Below are 19,259 nucleotides of genomic sequence, written 5' to 3'. Positions count from 1 at the left end.
ACTTGCTCTGCCAGCAGTGTTAAATTACCCCCTGTTGGTAAAAAATACTCCGATAACAACTAAGGCACCTCCCAAGAGCAGAGTAGGAGTTAGTTGCTCATTTAATAAAATAGCGGCTAATAAAATAGCAGATACTGGCACCAAATTGATGAAAACTGAGGCTTTGGCGGCACCAATTGCTTGAACACCCTCGTAGTACCAGTTAAAGCCAACGGCAGAACCCAAAAAGCCTAAATAGAAAACTCCTAACCAAGCTGTCAGTGAAATTTGACCGAAGTTTTGAGCCAGTCCTTCCATCCAAGCTGGAAAAAACAAAGCGATCGCTCCAATTACACAAGCATAGGTGCTTGCAGCCAGAGGAGAAAGTTCTTTCATGGCTAGTTTGCCGATAAGCGTATATGCCACCCAGCTAAAGACACAGCCAAGTAAAAAGACTTCTCCCCAACCTAAATTGCCAGCTAGGAAGTTTAGCAGGTTGCCTTTGCTAATCACTACTGTCGCACCTAGCAGGGACGTGAGAATCCCAGTTAGCTTCAAGGGAGTGAGTTTTTCTTTGAAAACAATGGCAGAACAAAGGGCGATAAAGACCGGGTTGAGTGCAACGATTAAAGCAGCGCGGCTGGCAGTTATAGTCTTAAGACCCAGAAAAAAGAAGGCATTATAAGCGAAAACCCCAGTTAAACCGAGTAAAACAACTTGCAGGATTTGCTGTGGCTTGAGTTTGGGTAAACTACCTTCTTTGTGGGTAAACAAAAGCAGACAAAGGGATGCGATCGCAAAGCGACAGAACGCTATTGAAAATGGTTCCATGCTTTGTACTACGATTCTTCCTGCAATGAAAGTGCCACCCCAAATCAAAGCCGTCAACGCCAGCTTTACATAAACTATCATCGTGAAAACCCATTACCTGTTATTGATGATGCTGGTCTGATTCAGGTTCATGTTGTGGTTCTTTCGCTTCTGTCAAAGGTTTGACGACGCGGGCGATCGCTTCTTGTACAAACGCCTTCACAAACTCATCTTTGCGATTGAGTTGAAACTGTCGCTGCACAACTTCGGTAATGCCGCCGTCACCCCAATCTTGATCGTGGCGGAAATATTCAATGAAACTTTTACCAGCAATGCGGGTGAGGTAAGCTGCGGTAACGCCTTGAATTGCTTTCCCAATCGGATAGGCGGCGACACTGAGTTGCAATACCCTGGAGAGCAATTCTATCGCTCCTTGAACTATTCCCAAACTTGCCAAAGTTTTCCCCAGAGAAAGCGCTAACTCGCGCCCGCGATCCATATTCAGTTCGCAACCGTAAATTTTGCCAATTTCTACCACCATTTGGGCATTTACGGCAGCAGTTGCCAGCAAATCTACCACAGGCAAGGGAGTAACCGCGATCACACCTGCACCAATCCACTGATAACGTTCTACTATTTTGTCGGCTTGTCGGCGGCGCTGGGTATCAAGTAGTCGTCGCGCTTCTTCTCCCAGTCGCTGAGATTGCAGTAATATGTTGTCTGCTACCAAGTCTTCACCTTCGGCTCGGAGAACGATTGCCATGCGGCGGATTAAAGGCATGACATCGGGTTCGGGTTGAAAGGTTTCTCCGGTTTCCAATTTTGCTGGTTGAGGATTGGCAGAAATGGCGACTACATCAGATGTGGAGATAAATCCGCGTACTCTTTCTCGGAGACGGGCGAGTATGGTTTCTTTGTCGGTTTCTCTGTAAAGATCGGTTTTATTGAGGATAAGAAGCGATCGCTTGCCAATTTCCGCTAAAGTTCGCAGCGGTTGATATTCCGATTGTCGCAAGTCATTATCTACCACAAACAGCAATAAATCGGCTTCCGTTGCCAATTGTCGCGCCAGTTGTTCTCGTTGCGTTCCCGCCACACCCGCTTCTAAAATTCCTGGCGTATCCGTGACCAGAATTTCCCGATTTAATCCTTTCAACTTGAGAACGTAAGTTTCCCCTACCTCTGTTGTACCCATTGGCGCGTCTACTCTCCCCACCATGCGCCCAATTAAGGCATTTACCAGAGAAGTTTTCCCCGCGGAACCCGTACCAAAGACGACTACCAACAGTTCCCCACGAGACAAGTTTGCCTCAATTTCGCGCGATCGCTCTAGTAAAGCCTGCTTAGATACCTCATCCTGAATTTGCGCTACCTGCTGGCGCACAGCTTTAAGAGTTTCCTCAGCTGCTTCCGTCTTCGCTTCCGGGACTTTCGGAAGTCTGCGGCGTGATGAACGTTTTGGCTGCCCAAATAAATTTACATAATATATAAATGCGCCAATTATCGCCCCCAACAACACAATCACCAACAATAACAGCAGATTCGCCAGCAGGGGGGCTGTAAAGGAGATTTGAATATAAAGTCGATATAGAGAGTTTATCAGCCACAGCATCAGCCCTAGGATTAAACTGAGGCCTACTAATAGCGTTAATAAGCGCGATAAAGGCATGAAGAAGTTTGGTAATTTACTTTAAATTTTAAGGAAACAGCGGCGCAATAAGAGCTGTCAGGAAAGCAAATTCAGAATATACACGGATCTTCTTGCCACACCGTACTGCCATAATAAGCCTGAAACTCAAAAAGCAGGTTATAGTATCAAGCATTTCCCTGGGCAAATAGTCGGTGGTGATGGGTGTGGAATAGGGGATGACTTGTGAAAATATGAAGCTTGCTAAGCAACTTAGCAGGTAAACATACCTTCGTATCGCTCACAGGAGCAAAATCGTGACTTCTAAGCGTGACACCAGAGAGACTCAGCTACCCTTAAGCAAGTGGATCGCTCAGTTGAGTCGTCGCCTAAGTATTAGTAACAAAATCAGCTATGGGTATGCCCTTACCCTTGGCATTGTTGTTGTAGGAACAACCGCCGGATTTACCATTGGAGATTCCTTTGAGCGAACGGCTAGAGAGCAAGAAGAACACGCTCACCAAGAAATACGTCTTCTGCATCGCTTGCAAACGGGCATAATACAGGCACGAACGCATCAACAACAGTTCATCCCTTTGATGGATGAACCAGAAAAATTACAAGAAGAATACTCGCATTTTCTGCACCATGCCGCTGAGATTACTAAAGTATTTCTGGAAGTCAAATCTTTTGAAGAGCAGGCCCCTCTTAAAGACGATCCTAATAGTGAGGATATAGAACAGTTTCTGCAAACCTACGAAGATGTGCCAGAAATTTACTTTCAGCAGATAAACCAACTTTTAAAGCAAATCGATCCGCTTAATTTAAAGCCAGGGGAGATTGATGCCGCCCAAAAAATACTTTTAAAGTTTACGAATAGCTCTGTAGCACTTAAATTTGATGGGTTCTCAGATGATCTCACAGAGCTAATTCAATCCTCTTATCAGGAGGACGCGCAAGCACAGACTGCCCTAATTGCGGCGGAGACAATTCGAGTGCAGATCATTGCCGCAAGTATATTTTTATCAGTTGTATTCGCTGCCCTTTGTGCTGTTTTTACGAGTCGCGCGATCGCGCATCCTATTCTAGCAGCAACCGATGTTGCTGAGCGCGTCACCAAAGAAGCAAATTTCGACTTGCAAGCACCAGTAACGACTAAAGATGAAGTTGGGGTATTAGCCACTTCCCTTAACCAGCTGATTCAACAAGTCAAGCACCTTTTAGAAGAACAAAAAGCTGCCACACAAACCCAGCTACTTCAGAGCGAAAAAATGTCCAGTCTCGGAAGAATGCTGGCAGGAGTTGCCCACGAGATAAATAATCCCGTTAACTTCATCTATGGCAATATCATCCATGCTAGTGAATACATTGACGAACTGATAGCACTGCTGGAAACTTATCAAAACGAGGTTTCTAATCCTTCCCCAAATCTTCAACAGCAAGCCGATGAAATTGATATTAAATTCCTCAAAGAAGACTTGCCTAAGCTATTGCAATCAATGAAATTTGGAGCAGAACGTACTAGGTCAATTGTTCTCAGTTTGAAAGATTTCTCTCGCTTAGATCAGACAAAAGCCACCTTTGTTGATTTGCACGCCTGTATCGATAGTACACTGCTAATTCTAAACCATCGTCTCAACAAGGAAATCGCCGTACAGAAAAACTACGGCGACATCCCACCAATTGAAGGTTATACAAGTTTGCTATATCAGGTATTTATGAATTTGCTGAGTAATGCAATTGATGCTTTGGAAGAAGTAAAAGGGTTGCAGGAAATCGTCATCTCCACAGAACTCATAGACAAAGACTGGGTTAAAGTAAAAATTTCTGATAATGGTTCTGGCATTGCTCCAGAAAATCAGGGGAAAATATTTGATACTTTCTTTACAACGAAACCGAGAAGCGTTGGCACTGGTTTGGGTTTATCGATTAGCTATCAGATTGTCGTAGAAAAACATGGCGGTAAGTTGAACTGCGTTTCCCAATTAGGGAAAGGCACAGAGTTTGCGATCGCTTTACCCGTCAAACATGAACCTAATAAAGCACTAACTTAAGCAATTATCTGCTATTAGTTAGAGGCGATTGCCTCCGAAAAGTGAGACATTTGAAAAGGTAAAAACTGAGTACAAAGAAAGATTATGGGACTTTTCGACCAAATTTTGAATGCCATCGACGATCCGAATCAAGCAGCTAGTCCGGGACAGATGTCTGGTATTTTCAATACCGTGCAGCAGGTGAGTAATAGCTACGGTGCCGATCCTTCATCCGTTCAATCTGCCATGTCGATTGTCGGAAACTATGTTCGCTCTGCTTTACAGCAAAAGCAAGCTACCCAAGGCCCTGAGCAAGCGGAAGCCTTCGTCAATCAATATAGCGGGTCTTCTCCCAACCCTCAAGCCGTAAACGCCCTTTTTGGTGCTTCTCAGGTGCAGCAAATCGTCCAAGCAGTTTCTCAAAGGACAGGATTAAATGCTGGGATGATTCAGCAGATGCTGCCAATTTTGGTTCCCTTGGTGCTAAATTTCCTACATACTGGCTCCCATACTCAAAGTGGGCGCGGGTCTAATCCTGTGCTGAGTGCCTTCTTGGATGCTGACAGAGATGGGGATGTCGATATCTCTGATGCCATGAGCTTAGCCGCCCGCCATTTCATGCGATAGTCAGGCGATGGTAAGGTAGCGACTGTCTGGAATGTCAATCCCGCAGGAGGCTAACTGCTTCTATTCTTCTGGCTTTTCCTCAGAACTGGGACGCCGGATGTAAGCATCCCTTGGTTTACCATACCGTTGTCGCTTTTGTGAACCAATCTTAGGTTGCTCCTCGGCTTTTTCTTCAGGAGTTTTTGCAGGGCTTATCTGCGGTGCTACATCATCTTTTGCTTTTGACCAGGAAACTACCCAGCCTCCAGCTAAACCACCAATCGCCCCAATAAAGATACTTAAAGGTACTGGGTAGCCCAGCAAGGAAAAGCTAACCAGGAAAAATAACCAATACTTCAATGCCGATGAAAAACCCGCTGAAATTCGCGCAGTGCTTTTATTAGTCATTAGTTATTAGTTCACGGCTAATGGCTAATAGCTAATTGCTAATGGTAATTGACAGTTATATCCGGGAAGTCGCAGGCAAGATGCCTGCGCTACTATTAGCAATTAGCTATTGAGTGCTAACAATTTAATTGTGACTCCCAATCTTGGGTTGTGTCTAAAGTTTTCACATAAGGTTGTTCCGACTCGGTGAAGGGTTCAGCTGCGGCTTGTTGTTTAGTCAGTAGGTCAGCGGTAGCATCAGAGACATCTCCCGTGCGAGAGGAAACGCGACTCTGGCAAATTTCCATCGGTGCGGTGCAGTGGAGAATTGAAAGAGGCAGCTGGTGGGAATTAGCCCGAGCGATCGCATCTTGTCTCAACTTCTCTTTATCGTACTTCGCATCAAGAATCACCGACCAGCCAACACTTGCCAGCTTAATTCCCAATTCCAACAAGCGGCTGTAAGTCTTCTCGGTCATTTCGGCTGAGTAAAGGTCTGCTCCACCTGGCTCGTCCAATGGTACGCCCGCAAGGTGTTTTCGCACCGCATCCGAGCGAATGTGAATCGCCCCCGTGTGCCGCGCTAGGTGACGCGCTACGGTACTTTTACCAGAACCTGATAGTCCTGACATCAAAGTTAGTTTCCCTTGGCTGGAGCCGCTTTGAGCGGCATACGCCGGAGACGGCGATCGCGTATATTCCCAAGCCAGCTGATAGTATTTCGCCGCTGTCACCGCAGCAGCTTCCTTCTCGGCGGCGGGAACAGAGGGATCGTCCAACAAGAAAGAAGTCACCTTAGCTCTGACATAGGCTTGACGGCTCAAGTACAAAGGTAAAACCTGCAATCCTTCCCAATCGCCAATCTGCTCCACATAAGTATTTAGATAAGCATTGCCCAGGTCAGGACGCGATCGCGCATCCATATCCATCACCGCATAAGCAATGTCAAACATCACATCTACAAAGCGGAAAGGTTCATTAAATTCAATGCAATCAAACAATAGAATTTTGTCTTGCCACAAACAAATATTTCTTAGATGCAAATCCCCGTGGCATTCCCGAATCCAATTATTTTTAATTCTACTGGCAAAAACTTCTTGACCAGAAGCAAAAAATTTATCTGTATACTGCTGAGTTTCCTCGTAATGTTCCTGAGTTTGAGGGCCACCAATATAACTGGCAGTTTGCCGATAATTCTCATCAATCGCATCGCGAACCTGGGGAATTTCGCCAAACTTGCGAATATAATCATCCGTATGGGCTTTTTCATGGAATTGGGCAACAATCCGCCCCAAATCTTCCATATATTTTTCCGTCAGTTCGCCCCGCTCAAACATATTGCTAAATAGCCCTTCCTGCGGAAACTGCTGCATTTTTAGCACATATTCCACTGCATCAGTACCGCCTAACTGATATTTTTCCCCAGCCTGACTAATCGGCAAAATTTCCAAATAAATTTCTGCTGCACCGCGCTGATTCAGCCGAATTTCTTCCTTACAGAAATGGTGCCTTTTATCCAAAGTCGAGTAATCCAAAAAGCCAAAATTCACTGGCTTTTTAACTTTATAAACATAATCGCCAGTCAACAGCACATAAGAAACGTGGGTTTGAATCAGTTCAATTGGTTCTATCACCGGGTGTGGATAAAAACCCGGTTGCAACATCTGCTGAATCAAAGGGGGAAAAGAATTCTCAGTCATATTTTTTGCGTTTTTAGCGTCTTAGGGGTAAAAAAAAAGCCAGGGGTTAACCCCTGGCTATACAGATTAACGAAAACTGAGATTTTGCACCAGTATCAAATCGAGGTGGCTCAATATTCTCATTCCCAGGCTGAGCCTGGGAACGAAAGCTGGGAAGTGCTTCCCCCTGGTTGCGAATGGTGCAAGATGTCAGAAAAACCAACCTCACTTATTCGGATTCGGTTGCCTCTTCAGCATCTGTCGCTCCAGGGGTGATTTGCGGCGGGAGAACGCTGACAATCACTTGATCTGGCTCGCCTGAAGCTGTAACGCCTGGAGGCAAAACCAGTTCATTGATATGCAGGGCATCCCCAACCTGCATATTAGAGACATCAATTTCAATAGAATCGGGAATGCTTTCAGGCGCACACCGCACCTGAAGTTGTGTAAGCACGGGGTCTAATAAGCCGCCTTCTTGCTTGACACCAGCTGCCTCTCCCACAAAATGCAATGGCACCTCAATATCCAGGTCGCCATGAGCAGCGACCGCAAAAAAACTGAGGTGGTAGAGAGAGTTTTTCCAGGGATGTTTCTGGACTTCTTTTAGCAGCGTCTTACCACTCCAAGAGATTTCAGGAATGTTGAGATCGATCAGAGTGTTGTTAACAGACGACTCTCTGAGTAAAACTTCAGCCTTTTTGACAGGCATGGTCAGGGAAAGGGATTCAGTTCCTTGGTGACCGTATAAAACTACTGGGATTAACCCACTGCGACGAAGCGCATTTGGTTTGCTGCCTTCGGGCCGCTTTTGACATTCAACTGTAACTTGCATTTTCGTGGTTTGTTAGGTGTTCAGGGGAAAAAGCTAATTGCTAATCGCTCATAGCTAATTGCTAATTGGTGAAGTCTTCCGATTAGCCATTAGCTATTAGCCATTAACTATTACCTATGTGATGTCACGGGTGTGCCATTGGCGTGTAACAGCGCCCGCTTGGGGCCGTGGATCGGATCTTCTACTATAATCGTTTGATCGCGACTAGCGCCGAGAGAGACGATCGCAATGGGGACATCCATCAACTCTGCTAGGAATTTCAGGTAAGAAAGTGCCTCTTTGGGTAAGTCTTCCAGAGTGCGGCACTCAGCGGTGGATTTTTGCCAACCGGGGAGGGTTTTGTAAATCGGCTGACAATTGGCAAAGTGACGGGCGTTGCTAGGAAAATCTTTCGTGGTTTCGCCATCAATCTCATAAGCGACGCAAACTTTGATTTCCTCTAGTTCGTCCAATACGTCTAGCTTAGTGATGGCGAGACAGTCCAGACCGTTAATGCGGACAGCATAGCGACCAATCACAGCATCAAACCAACCGCAGCGGCGTTTGCGTCCTGTTGTGGTGCCGAATTCAGCACCGCGATCGCATAACATTTCCCCTACTACTCCATCCAGTTCGGTAGGAAATGGCCCTTCTCCCACCCGTGTTGTGTAAGCTTTCGCCACTCCAATCACGCGGTCAATCATTGTCGGCCCTATGCCAGTTCCCACGCAAGCTCCACCTGCAACTGGGTTCGAGGACGTAACGTAAGGATAAGTCCCGTGATCCAAGTCTAAGAGCGTTCCTTGAGCGCCCTCAAACAGAATATTTCGCCGCCGCTGAATGGCATCGTAAATTTTCAGGGAACTGTCTACCACATGGGGACGCAAACGCTCAGCGTACTCTCTGTACTGAGCAATCACCGTCTCTGCATCCAACGGCGGTAAATTGTAAAGCTTTTCTAAAATGACGTTCTTGTACTCAATCGTCCAGCGCAGTTGTTTTTGCAACCCTTTTGGGTCCATCAAGTCTAAAATTCTAATTCCCGTTCGCTCCGACTTATCCGCGTAAGTCGGGCCAATACCGCGCCCGGTCGTGCCTATTTTATGAGTACCCCGACGCTCCTCGGATGCCTGGTCAATCATCCGATGATAAGGCATCGTTACATGGGCAGTCTCGGAAATTAACAGATTCCGGGTGGAAATATTCAGAGCTTCCAGCTGATCGAGTTCTTGTATCAGCACCTGCGGATCGATGACCGTACCACAGCCAATAATGCACTCGGTGTCAGGATACAAAATTCCAGACGGAATCAGGTGCAGCTTAAATGTCTGACCCTGCACCACAACGGTGTGTCCAGCATTGACACCCCCTTGGTAACGTACTACGACATCTGCTGACTTGCTCAGTAAATCGGTTATCTTACCTTTGCCTTCATCGCCCCATTGGGCGCCAATCACAACTACGTTAGCCAAGGGTTTATTAAAAGTGCTAGAGTTTTCACAAATTACAATTATTAACAGATAGTGATATCGCTGTCAATACAGAGTTAACAATTCGCAGTCAAGGCTCTGCCTCCCGATTCTTGTTGCTTGTGTTGCAAAATGTCAAGCTCATATCAACTAAACCGCAAACCACTAAATAGAAGAGAATCAAATGTCTTTATATGCTGAACTACACCGCCATCTAGGCGGTTCGGTTGTACCTCGCGTTCTCTGGCGATATTTCCATCGCAGCGATCGCGATCTGGCGCAACGGTTTCCTGAGTATCCTGAGTTTGAGGAATTTTACACGCGCCCACGCAATACTCTTGATGAGTATTTAGAACTGCATACGCTCGTAGAAAGTGTCCAAACAGCCCAAACGCTGCCTTACTTTATCTATCGGCTGATTCGGGGTGCTTACATTTTTGAAAATCTGGCATATTTGGAGTTGCGCTATACGCCTTATCTCCGAACGCCAGACCATTTGAGTCAGTCAGAACGGATTGAGAAAATGGCGGAAATTGTCGATATTGTAGGCATTTCCAGCCGAGTGCCTGAGTATCCAATTGTCACCAGCCAAATCTTGTGTATGCACTCGCGGTTGCCTTATGAGGTGAACCGGGCGATTGTTGACTTGGCTTCCCAGGCTAAGGAGTATGTATGTGCGGTAGATATTGCCGGGGGAGATGCCCACGTAGCCGAGCGTTTGGATGAATTTGTGGAATTGTTTGAGTATGCGCGGAGTCTCGGCATTAAAACCACCGGACACCTGTTTGAAACTTCATCTGGCTGTTATCCCCAACTGCTACCTTATTTGATGCGAATTGGTCACGGCATCCAAATTCCCCTAAAATATCCAGAATTACTGCCCGAAGTGGCTCAACGCAATCAGTGTTTGGAAGTTTGCCCGACCACGTACCTGAAAACAGGCACGCTGGAAGATATGCGCCAACTGAAGCTGGTTTTCGACCGCTGTTTTGACGCTGGGGTAGACATCGCCATCTGCACCGATAATGCTGGCTTGCACAACGTGCGTTTGCCCTTTGAGTATGAAAATCTGCTGACTTTAGATGTGATTGGTTTTGACCAGTTGCAAGCTTGTCAAGAAGCAGCTTTCCGCCATGCCTTTGCTTGGCCTTACGCTCAGCGTCCCGCCTCTATTTTGACAGGGTTGCTGCAAACTGAATCCGCCGATACTTTACCAATTGGTGGGTAGGAGGAAAACCTAACCCCCTAGCCCCCTTCCCTTGTAGAGAAGGGGGAAACTGAAAGCCCCTCTCCTTTTAGGAGAGGGGTTTGGGGAGAGGTTAACACCCTTGTAGGGAACAAGTAATCATTGGAAAGAGGAAGAGACAGAATTAGCGCCTTCTACCGCTTGAACCGAAACCGCGACTGCGGCTAGGAGCGCGCGATCGCCCACCACTGCCAAAACTTGGGCTTCTATCGGCACGGCTGGGAGTAGATCTATTAGAACGGCGCAGAGTGCTAGTACCGTAACCTGATCCTGTAGCCCGTCCGCTTCCGGTTGCAGGTGTTCGGCGCACCGTTGGTTGATTGTAGGAAGGCGATCGCAAGCGTCCAGTAGTCCGGAGAACTTGACGATTACTTACAGCTGGTGGCGGCGCTTGGTAGCGAGTTTGGTATTGCTGAACCGCTTGCCCATAAGTGCTGCCATATCCGCCGTAACCTCTGAGAATGCCTCCTGGTTGGTAGACTGGCGGCACATAGTAACGCGGAGAAAACAACAAGCTGCCCACAGCTTGACCAGCCAATGCTCCCGCAAAAGGAGTCCAGAAGCTAGGTTGCTGACGCACGACTACCGTTTGGGGTTGACCTGTTTGTGGGTCAGTTCGAGTTTCGGTAACGTTGTGAATGTATTCAATTTTGAAGTCTTCTGGTATGTGTAGAGATGCCTGACCGTTATCCATCTTCAGATAACCTTTTTGTCCAGACTTAATTTCTTCGTCGCTCAGACGAGCCATCTGCAAATCTGTATTGCGATAAACAGACGGTGTGCCAGGAGGGGTATTGAGCAACATTACACTATATTCCCCATTGGCATCATTGTAAGTAGCCTGTTGCACGGGATATTGTCCGTTACTTAATCTAGTTTGAGCGGACGTTGTGTTAAAATCCCGATTTTGAGATTGGGTAGGAGGAGGCGTTGGCGCACCACAAGCTAATGTGGTAAAACACAACGTCATGGTCATTAAAAAGATGGTAAATTTTCGCAACATAAACCGGGATAATGATTTGGGATTTTCGATGCAAGGATTTTGGATTTATAAATTTCTATTTTTAGATTTGGGATTTCAGGTAAATTGTTATACTCAACAATTTATAATTTTTCCCATCAACCCCAATCTAAAATCCAAAATCGATTAGAGGGGAATCAGTTCTGGAAAATACTCCAACAGTTGATCGCTTGACAATTCATCGCCCAACTGTGCAGGAGAAAAATGAACTTGAATAGCCCGCAATTTTTCCTGATAGTGGAGATTTACCAAGGCTTTTAAACCTTGTTTGAGCGCATCAATATTTGCCAGGTCAGTTTCCAATTGCGGTACTTCACCCTCGTAAGCCACTGTAAGCATTACAATCAAGTTCCGGGTTACAGGCAATGATAACGGTTCATTTCCCCTGCTAGGATTTTGACTGAAATCAGGTTCGCTTAGATAGCGTTCGGCAGAGTCAGTAAATAGTTCATTCACATAGTCTCCGGCTTCACCTTCATCCCAGAAAACATCGCCTTCATTCGCTGCTGATTGCCAGTAAATATCGTTTTGTAATAAATTCTGGCAAATTTCAACCAATCCTTCCCCTAAGATTGTAATATCGCCGTCGGCTTCGACTGCCTCCCTAGCGGCACGATTGAGAACTCCCAGCAGAGGAGCAACCTCTGCACCTGCTAGGTGGATAAATATACGACAGACCGCAAAGCGGGTTTTGCCACTGATTCGATTAAAGCGATCGCGCCAAGAAGAAGTCATGACTTGCCACCAACTGCAAACAATACTCACCTGAGTATATTTTCTACTTTAGGGGGCGCATCGCCGATAGCCTTCTACCAAGAGAAGTGTTATAGGGTGTGATAATTGGGTGCGTTAAGGGCGATCGCGTGCTAAGTGTGCTATTTGGGTGGGGAGCGATCGCGCCAAGAAGTCATGACTTAAATGTTAATAATAGTTAATTGTACTCTCATAATTTCTTACTCTATTCGGCACCTCCCACATATAGGTAGTTGCCAGCTTGTCAGAATACAGAATTTTACTACGTCTTTCCTTGTTGTAACAGCAATCGCCCTCTTTCACTAAAACATTATGCTGACCCGATTAAAAGTTTCTGGTTTTAAGAATTTGGTCGATGTTGATGTCCGCTTTGGGCCATTCACCTGTGTAGCTGGCGCTAACGGTGTTGGCAAATCTAACTTGTTTGATGCCATTAGGTTTTTGAGCGTGATCGCAGATCGTCCCCTGATTGAAGCTGCCTTGGCTGTTCGCGATGAAGGGGGTCGAACAGCTGATGTACGTAGCCTGTTCCATCAGGTTAGTGATAAATATAGCGAGGAAATGTCCTTTGAGGCAGAAATGATTGTTCCGGAGGACGGTGTAGATGATCTAGGGCAACAGGCACAAGCTAGTATTACCTTTCTTCGCTACTCCATAACCCTTGCTTACAGATCAGATGATGGCTTGCGGTCTTTAGGCTCACTGGAAATTCTCAAAGAGGAATTAGTTCACATTAACCTCGGTGATGCTACCAAACACTTACTGTTCAATCACAAACCTAGCTGGCGCAAATCAGCAATAAAGGGACGACGGACATCAAAATTTATCTCAACTGGATATAACAAGGAAGGCAACCTAGTCATTGAGCTACATCAAGATGGCAGTAAAGGAAGACCTTTGTCTCGGTTAGCGGTCAATCTTCCTCGAACCGTGCTTTCTGTAGCTAATGCTGCCGAGAGTCCGACAGTGCTGCTGGCGCGGCGCGAAATGCAATCATGGCGTTTACTTCAGTTAGAGCCTTCTAGGTTACGAAAACCAGACGAGTTGACAGCCTCTACAAGATTAGGAGCAGATGGATCTCACCTAGCGGCAACGCTCTATCACTTGGCAGGAACCAAAAATCACGAAACCAATGATCCGCCTGAAGATGAGGTAGCAGCACAGGTTTACAGCGAAGTTGCTAACCGCTTAGCCAAACTTATTGATGATGTGCGTGGGGTGTGGGTTGATCGCGATGAAAAACGCCAACTGCTGACTTTGCAGGTGACAGGACGTGACGGTACATCTCATCCAGCACGAGCGCTATCAGACGGAACCTTACGCTTTTTGGCTCTAGCGGTTCTTGTGCTGGAACCAGAGGCTCAGGGTCTTTTATGCCTGGAAGAACCGGAAAACGGCATTCATCCAGAGCGCATTCCGGCAATACTCCAACTGCTTCAAGACATTGCCACCGATGTTGAGGAACCGATTGGTCTAGATAACCCACTCCGTCAAGTGATTATCAATACCCACTCTCCTGCTGTTGTTATGCAAGTACCCGATGACAGCTTATTGATTGCCGAATTGAAGGAAACATTCCGTTCACGTCAACGGTTTAAGCGAGTGTGTTTTGGTTGTTTACCTGACACATGGCGAGAAAAAGCCCCGGAAGGAGTGAATGTTGTCCCCAAAAACAAATTACTTGCTTACTTGAATCCGGTGGTGCTTGGCGAATCACAGCCAGATAGTAATGGAACAGCAACTGAGTACCAATCAGCACCAACACAACCCAAAAAACGCCGAGTTGTCGATAGAGAAGACCTGCACCCACTAATCCCCGGTTTCCCTCCTGAATTAGCATGAAAGAGCTTTGCTACACTTTGCTGTCTGACGGTAGTTCGGACAAGGCGCTGATGTTTCTCCTCTCGTGGTTATTGCAACAACACCTTATTGAGTCTGCTATTCAGCCACAGTGGGCGGATATCGGACGGTTGCCCAACCCCCCAAAAACATTGTCAGGTAAAATCAAAAGTACCCTTGACCTTGCCCCCTGTAATCTTTTGTTTGTACACCGTGATGCAGAAAAGGAAACACGCGAGAAACGTGTGGCTGAAATTCGAGCAGCGATAGATGAAGCTGTTAAATCAGTGCAAGTGCCACCAGCTGTTTGTGTAGTGCCAGTTCACATGACCGAAGCCTGGTTGCTATTTAATGAAATCGCACTGCGTACAGCAGCAGACAATCCTCGTGGACGGCAACCATTGCAGCTTCCACCTATAACCAAACTTGAAGAACTACCTGATCCTAAAAACGTTCTTTATGACCTCCTGCGCCAAGCCAGCGGCCTTGGAACTAATAAACTCAAGAGATTCCGGGTTAACGATCGTGTTCACCGATTAGCAGAAGGCATTGATGACTTTTCACCCCTGCGAGCTTTGCCTGCTTTTCAAGCACTGGAAGTGGAAATTAAACAAGTTATCCAAGAGCAGAGCTGGTAATCCCAACCAGAGAGCAAGTAAGCTTAATCATTTAAGGCAAGGTAAAAGCGAGCGATCGCGTCAATTATTCACTGTGTCAAAATCGGGAAACACTCTGGATAAATCGAGAGATAAATCGGGAAACCCTGGTAAAGTAACAATAGTATTAGATAAAAAAATTCGTTTACTGGCATAACCAAAGTTGCCTTGTAAGTCTTGATAAGGTTGACTATAAACTTCTAGGCAACTTGCTACTAAATTGAATATCCAGTAGTCAGAAATTCCAGATTCAGCGTAGAGAGATAATTTCACTTCCTGGTCATACTTAAGCGTAGAATCGGCAACCTCAGCTACGAGTAAAATATCAGATGGACTGGGATGATCCGATAAATAACGATCTGGACGATAACGTGCAATTACTAAATCGGGTTCAGGTTCGCTATTGGGAGGTAGAATTATTGGTTCTTGTCCTCGGACTATTGCTTGTCTTTGCAACAAAAATGTGACTTCGCAAACCAAACTTGTATTGCAAACGGTGTGGGGGGTTCCTTTAGCTACCATTTGCATCAGTTCTCCCTTGATTAACTCTAGGCGGTCATTTTCGGTGAGGAACCCCAATTCAATGAGGCGATGATATTCCTCTAAAGTAAAACGTTTGGGAGTAACAGTGGTGATAATAGCCATAAGGCAATTAGTGAGAGATTGCGATCGCATTCAACAACCAGCTTACCTTGAACAATTTTGTCGCTGATACGCCAACTCGGTTGCTAATTGGATCGCTGCTTTCATCGAAGTAGCATCAGCAATTCCAGTCCCTGCAATATCAAAAGCTGTACCATGATCCGGTGAGGTGCGGATGAAGGGAAGACCGATAGAAGTATTAACCGCACGGTCAAAAGCCATCAGTTTTACTGGGATTAAACCTTGGTCGTGGTAAAGTGCAAGATAGCCATCATGAGCAGATGAAATGCCACCAAACCAGGCTTGACCAGGCTTCACCCACATGGTATCTGGGGGAATCGGGCCGTCGAGTTGCAGGTGCGGACGTTTTTGGCGTTCTTGTTCTAGCCAAGGAATTAACCAGTCTATTTCTTCTCGTCCGAGTTGTCCTTGTTCGCCGCTGTGGGGATTTAAACCCGCGATCGCAATCTTTCCCTTTTCTATCCCAAAATCTTCCCGCAAGCACTTTTCCAGCAAATCTAGTTTTGCTGTCATCAACTGCGGTGATAATGTTTCGGCAACTTGACAAAGTGGAATATGTGTAGTAGCAAGTAAAGTGCGGAGCGTCCAGCCAGTATGAGGCGATCGCGCTACAAACAGCATTCCAAATTTATCGACACCAGCGCGGATGGCTAAAAGTTCCGTTTGACCGGGGTAATCATGTCCAGCAGCTTTCCAAGCAGACTTGGCGATGGGTGCAGTGACGATGGCATCGAACTCGCCGGAAAGAGTTCGTGCGATCGCAGTTTCCATATAAGCAAAACTAGCGGCACCACTGGCAGCATTTCCAGTACCAATTGTAATTTCCGCATCCAGCGGCACATCGATAATAGATAACTCTTTAGTCTGCGAAGGCAGGCTTTGTTCAGATAGCGGCGACTTCAGTCCGGCTTGCAACAGCGCAGAGGTGCCAACCACTGTAATATCGCAATTTTTAGTGACATCCGGATCTGCCAGCGCCTTTAGTACCACTTCTGGCCCAATTCCGGCTGGATCTCCCAATGTAACAGCCAACCGGGGACGAGTTTGCTGTTGTGTGAAATTGGTTGAACTTTTTGTAAAGAAACTTGTCACAGCTTTCAGTTTAAAATACGACTAACTTTAAATTCACCAACGTTGGAGTTTGCAACCGATGACCGAAGAGATTGTCAAGGCAGCTATATTGTCCTTTTCCTTGATTTTAGTGGGTCTGGGCATGGGCTTTTTGTTACTCAAAATCCAAGGCGGCGAAAACGAGTCCTTGTAGGGGAAAATTCTTCATTCGCACAAAAGGCGACACGCGGCTTTAAGCCGCGTGTCGCCTTTTGCGGTACTTGTTTAATTTTATAACTCGCCTGTGGCATTGCCATGAGGCGAAAATTTCCTGTTTTGATGGGGAACAGCACAGATAGCCCGTATGTTACGCGATCGCATCTTTCCTGCCATTGATCCCAGCTTCCCGGCTTTTGTAAACTTTCTTAGAGTTAAACCTGAGATTTCTGATAACATCTTATAGAAAGATTAAGATTCCTTACTAATTTATCTAGATGACCGTATTAATAGTCGGTGCCACCGGCACCTTAGGAAGACAGGTGGCTCGTCGGGCAATAGAAGAGGGCTATCAAGTACGCTGTATGGTACGGAGTGCTAAAAAAGCCGCATTCTTAAAAGAATGGGGCGCTGAACTTGTACCAGGCAACCTCTGCGAACCCGAAACCCTCAAAGCTGCCCTCAGCGGAGTAACCGCTGTGATTGATGCAGCAACCTCTCGCCCCACCGACTCCCTGAGTATGAGACAGGTAGATTGGGATGGCAAAGTCGCACTGATTCAAGCAGCGGCGGCGGCGGGTATTGAGCGTTTTATCTTCTTCTCAATTTTGGATGCCGAAAAGTACCCCAATGTGCCGCTGATGGAAATCAAGCGGTGTACAGAACTTTTTTTAGCCCAGTCAGGATTAAATTACACAATTTTGCGACCAAGCGGCTTTATGCAAGGGCTAATTGGTCAATATGCGGTGCCGATTTTGGATGGCCAAGCAGTGTGGGTGACAGGTGACACCTCTCCTATTGCCTACATGGATACTCAGGATATCGCTAAGTTTGCAGTTGCAGCTCTGCGGCTTCCGGAAACAGAAAAGAAATCTTTTCCAGTGGTAGGATCTCGTGCTTGGGGTGCATACGAAATCATCCGCTTGTGCGAACGGCTTTCTGGGCGACAGGCAAAGGTATCGCGGATGCCTCTGGGTTTACTACGTGGGGTTCGTTCCACTGCCCGCTTTTTTGAATGGGGCTGGAATTTGGCTGATAGACTAGCTTTTGCGGAAGTTTTGGCTAGTGGCAAGCCCCTAAGTTCCTCGATGGATGAAGTTTATCCTGTCTTCGGGATAGACAAAGAGGAAATCACAACCTTAGAAGCATACCTGCAAGACTACTTTAGTCGAATTTTGAAAAAGCTTAAGGAAATAGATTACCAAACATCCAAAAATAAAAAGCAGAAGAAAAAGATGCCTTTTACATTCTGAGTTAAATTTACAGCAGTTGGGTGGACAATGCCACCCAACTAATTACCGATCCTAAGTTAGTTGCTTACTTGTTAATTTTTAGTTATGAGATAACTAAAAACCAAGATAAACAAATAGCAAATAATGAACCATTACCGGACTCGAAGCGTGCCTAAAGCAGGGATTATCTACAATGACATCAAACCTGTAGCTTGTCGTGCGGCAATGGAGTTGAAAGACAAGCTGGCGGCATCAGGTTGGGAAGTTTGCATGGCAACGGGTTCCGGTGGGATTTTGGGTTATTCTCGCCCGAATCGTCCAGTTTGTCATACACCGATTGATTCGTTGGCTCCCCCTGGATTTGATGCCGAGATGTCCTTTGCAGTGGTGTTGGGGGGAGATGGCACAGTTTTGGCGGCATTTCGCCAAGTGGCACCCTGCGGGATTCCCTTGCTGGCGGTAAATACGGGACACATGGGTTTCTTAACTGAAGCTTATGTGAACCAGTTGCCTACCGCCCTGGAAATGTTGAAAACTGGGGAATTTGAGATTGAACAACGGGCGATGCTGTCGGTGCAGCTGTTTCGGGATGATTGCCTGTTGTGGGAAGCGCTTTGTCTGAATGAAATGGTGATTCACCGGGAACCGTTGACGAGTATGTGCCATTTTGAGGTGGTGATAGGTCGTCATGCGCCTGTGGATATTGCGGCAGATGGTTTGATTATCTCTACTCCGACTGGTTCGACGGCTTACTCGTTGAGTGCTGGAGGCCCAGTGGTGACACCAGGGGTGCCGACTCTACAGTTGGTGCCGATTTGTCCGCATTCGCTGGCATCTAGGGCTTTGGTGTTTGCTGATAGCGAAACGGTGACAATTTTCCCAGCTAATTCTAATCCGCTGGTGATGGTGGTGGATGGGAATGCAGGGTGTTATGTGTTGCCAGAAGATCGGGTACAGATGCAGCGATCGCCTTATTCGGCTAGTTTCATTCGCCTGCAACCACCTGAGTTTTTCCGGATTTTGCGGGAAAAACTCGGCTGGGGTTTGCCTCACATTGCTAAACCAACATCCGTTGAGTTGCCATAAAAGCTAATGGCTAAAGGCTCAGAAAGCCTCTAGCCATTAGGCTTTAGCAAAAGTTAACATAAATAAGCCGGAAAATCTCCAGCTTTCGGTATCCCC

At 46.4% G+C, this 19,259-nt stretch carries 19 protein-coding genes; 8 read left to right on the top strand and 11 right to left on the bottom strand.

What is annotated here, in order from left to right:
* Positions 1-24: 24 nt before the first annotated feature.
* Both H6F74_RS20480 and H6F74_RS20475 read right to left on the bottom strand, forming a co-directional pair.
* Positions 25-891 (bottom strand): DMT family transporter, encoded by an 867-nt coding sequence (locus tag H6F74_RS20480; protein WP_190444020.1) that lies wholly within the window; start codon positions 889-891, stop codon positions 25-27.
* Positions 892-910: 19 nt separating this feature from the next.
* The gene (locus H6F74_RS20475; RefSeq protein ID WP_190444019.1) at positions 911-2,458 is read right to left on the bottom strand and encodes a GTP-binding protein; all 1,548 of its coding nucleotides are present in this window, start codon (positions 2,456-2,458) and stop codon (positions 911-913) included.
* A 275-nt stretch (positions 2,459-2,733) separates the two neighbouring features.
* On the opposite strand from H6F74_RS20475, the gene H6F74_RS20470 reads away from it, so the two are divergent.
* Together H6F74_RS20470 and H6F74_RS20465 are read left to right on the top strand one after the other, a co-directional pair.
* Entirely contained in the window at positions 2,734-4,470 is a 1,737-nt protein-coding gene (locus tag H6F74_RS20470; RefSeq protein WP_199301451.1) for an ATP-binding protein, read from the top strand.
* A gap of 84 nt (positions 4,471-4,554) precedes the next feature.
* On the top strand, positions 4,555-5,076 hold the full coding sequence (locus H6F74_RS20465) for a DUF937 domain-containing protein (protein ID WP_190444018.1): 522 nt from the start codon (positions 4,555-4,557) through the stop codon (positions 5,074-5,076).
* Positions 5,077-5,136: 60 nt separating this feature from the next.
* On the opposite strand, the gene H6F74_RS20460 is transcribed toward H6F74_RS20465, so the two are convergent.
* The 4 genes from H6F74_RS20460 to H6F74_RS20445 all read right to left on the bottom strand — a co-directional run bounded on the left by H6F74_RS20460 (position 5,137) and on the right by H6F74_RS20445 (position 9,404).
* A complete protein-coding gene (locus H6F74_RS20460) occupies positions 5,137-5,463 on the bottom strand; it encodes a hypothetical protein (RefSeq protein ID WP_190444017.1) in 327 nt (108 codons plus the stop codon).
* A gap of 116 nt (positions 5,464-5,579) precedes the next feature.
* Positions 5,580-7,142, bottom strand: a complete 1,563-nt coding sequence (locus H6F74_RS20455; RefSeq protein WP_190444016.1) for an AAA family ATPase — start codon at positions 7,140-7,142, stop codon at positions 5,580-5,582.
* Between the two features lie 208 nt (positions 7,143-7,350).
* A complete protein-coding gene (locus H6F74_RS20450) occupies positions 7,351-7,953 on the bottom strand; it encodes a 50S ribosomal protein L25/general stress protein Ctc (protein WP_190444015.1) in 603 nt (200 codons plus the stop codon).
* A 110-nt stretch (positions 7,954-8,063) separates the two neighbouring features.
* Complete coding sequence (locus tag H6F74_RS20445) at positions 8,064-9,404, bottom strand: adenylosuccinate synthase (protein WP_190444014.1); 1,341 nt, start codon at positions 9,402-9,404, stop codon at positions 8,064-8,066.
* A 181-nt stretch (positions 9,405-9,585) separates the two neighbouring features.
* Between H6F74_RS20445 and H6F74_RS20440 the strand changes: the two genes are divergently transcribed.
* Positions 9,586-10,629: an adenosine deaminase gene (locus H6F74_RS20440; RefSeq protein ID WP_190444013.1), complete on the top strand. Its 1,044-nt coding sequence runs from the start codon at positions 9,586-9,588 to the stop codon at positions 10,627-10,629.
* 142 nt (positions 10,630-10,771) lie between these two features.
* Here the strand turns inward: H6F74_RS20440 and H6F74_RS20435 are convergent, their stop codons facing one another.
* Both H6F74_RS20435 and H6F74_RS20430 read right to left on the bottom strand, forming a co-directional pair.
* Entirely contained in the window at positions 10,772-11,650 is an 879-nt protein-coding gene (locus tag H6F74_RS20435) for a hypothetical protein (protein ID WP_190444012.1), read from the bottom strand.
* A gap of 144 nt (positions 11,651-11,794) precedes the next feature.
* Positions 11,795-12,403 (bottom strand): DUF1517 domain-containing protein, encoded by a 609-nt coding sequence (locus H6F74_RS20430; RefSeq protein ID WP_190444011.1) that lies wholly within the window; start codon positions 12,401-12,403, stop codon positions 11,795-11,797.
* Between the two features lie 330 nt (positions 12,404-12,733).
* Here H6F74_RS20430 and H6F74_RS20425 point away from each other — a divergent pair, with 330 nt between their 5' ends.
* Both H6F74_RS20425 and H6F74_RS20420 read left to right on the top strand, forming a co-directional pair.
* Positions 12,734-14,263, top strand: coding sequence for an AAA family ATPase (locus H6F74_RS20425; protein ID WP_190444010.1), 1,530 nt, complete (start codon positions 12,734-12,736; stop codon positions 14,261-14,263).
* On the top strand, positions 14,260-14,898 hold the full coding sequence (locus H6F74_RS20420; RefSeq protein ID WP_190444009.1) for a DUF4276 family protein: 639 nt from the start codon (positions 14,260-14,262) through the stop codon (positions 14,896-14,898). The genes H6F74_RS20425 and H6F74_RS20420 overlap by 4 nt, the downstream gene beginning before the upstream one ends.
* Before the next feature lie 60 nt (positions 14,899-14,958).
* Here the strand turns inward: H6F74_RS20420 and H6F74_RS20415 are convergent, their stop codons facing one another.
* The gene (locus H6F74_RS20415) at positions 14,959-15,552 is read right to left on the bottom strand and encodes a Uma2 family endonuclease (RefSeq protein WP_190444112.1); all 594 of its coding nucleotides are present in this window, start codon (positions 15,550-15,552) and stop codon (positions 14,959-14,961) included.
* Positions 15,553-15,603: 51 nt separating this feature from the next.
* Positions 15,604-16,671 carry a 4-hydroxythreonine-4-phosphate dehydrogenase PdxA gene (pdxA, locus tag H6F74_RS20410; RefSeq protein ID WP_190444008.1) on the bottom strand — a complete coding sequence of 356 codons (1,068 nt, stop codon included), beginning with the start codon at positions 16,669-16,671 and terminating at the stop codon, positions 15,604-15,606.
* 58 nt (positions 16,672-16,729) lie between these two features.
* Here pdxA and H6F74_RS20405 point away from each other — a divergent pair, with 58 nt between their 5' ends.
* On the top strand, positions 16,730-16,843 hold the full coding sequence (locus tag H6F74_RS20405; RefSeq protein ID WP_190426950.1) for a PetM family cytochrome b6-f complex subunit 7: 114 nt from the start codon (positions 16,730-16,732) through the stop codon (positions 16,841-16,843).
* A 77-nt stretch (positions 16,844-16,920) separates the two neighbouring features.
* On the opposite strand, the gene H6F74_RS20400 is transcribed toward H6F74_RS20405, so the two are convergent.
* Positions 16,921-17,085, bottom strand: a complete 165-nt coding sequence (locus tag H6F74_RS20400; RefSeq protein ID WP_190444007.1) for a hypothetical protein — start codon at positions 17,083-17,085, stop codon at positions 16,921-16,923.
* A gap of 38 nt (positions 17,086-17,123) precedes the next feature.
* Between H6F74_RS20400 and H6F74_RS20395 the strand changes: the two genes are divergently transcribed.
* Positions 17,124-18,098, top strand: a complete 975-nt coding sequence (locus tag H6F74_RS20395) for an SDR family oxidoreductase (protein ID WP_190444006.1) — start codon at positions 17,124-17,126, stop codon at positions 18,096-18,098.
* 147 nt (positions 18,099-18,245) lie between these two features.
* Positions 18,246-19,163, top strand: coding sequence for an NAD(+) kinase (locus tag H6F74_RS20390; protein ID WP_190444111.1), 918 nt, complete (start codon positions 18,246-18,248; stop codon positions 19,161-19,163).
* Positions 19,164-19,259: the final 96 nt, after the last annotated feature.

Source organism: Trichocoleus sp. FACHB-90 (genome assembly GCF_014695505.1).
Lineage (GTDB): Bacteria > Cyanobacteriota > Cyanobacteriia > Cyanobacteriales > FACHB-T130 > Funiculus > Funiculus sociatus.
The sequence above is the reverse complement of the archived record's forward strand: the minus strand, read 5'-3'. Positions and strand labels throughout refer to the sequence as shown.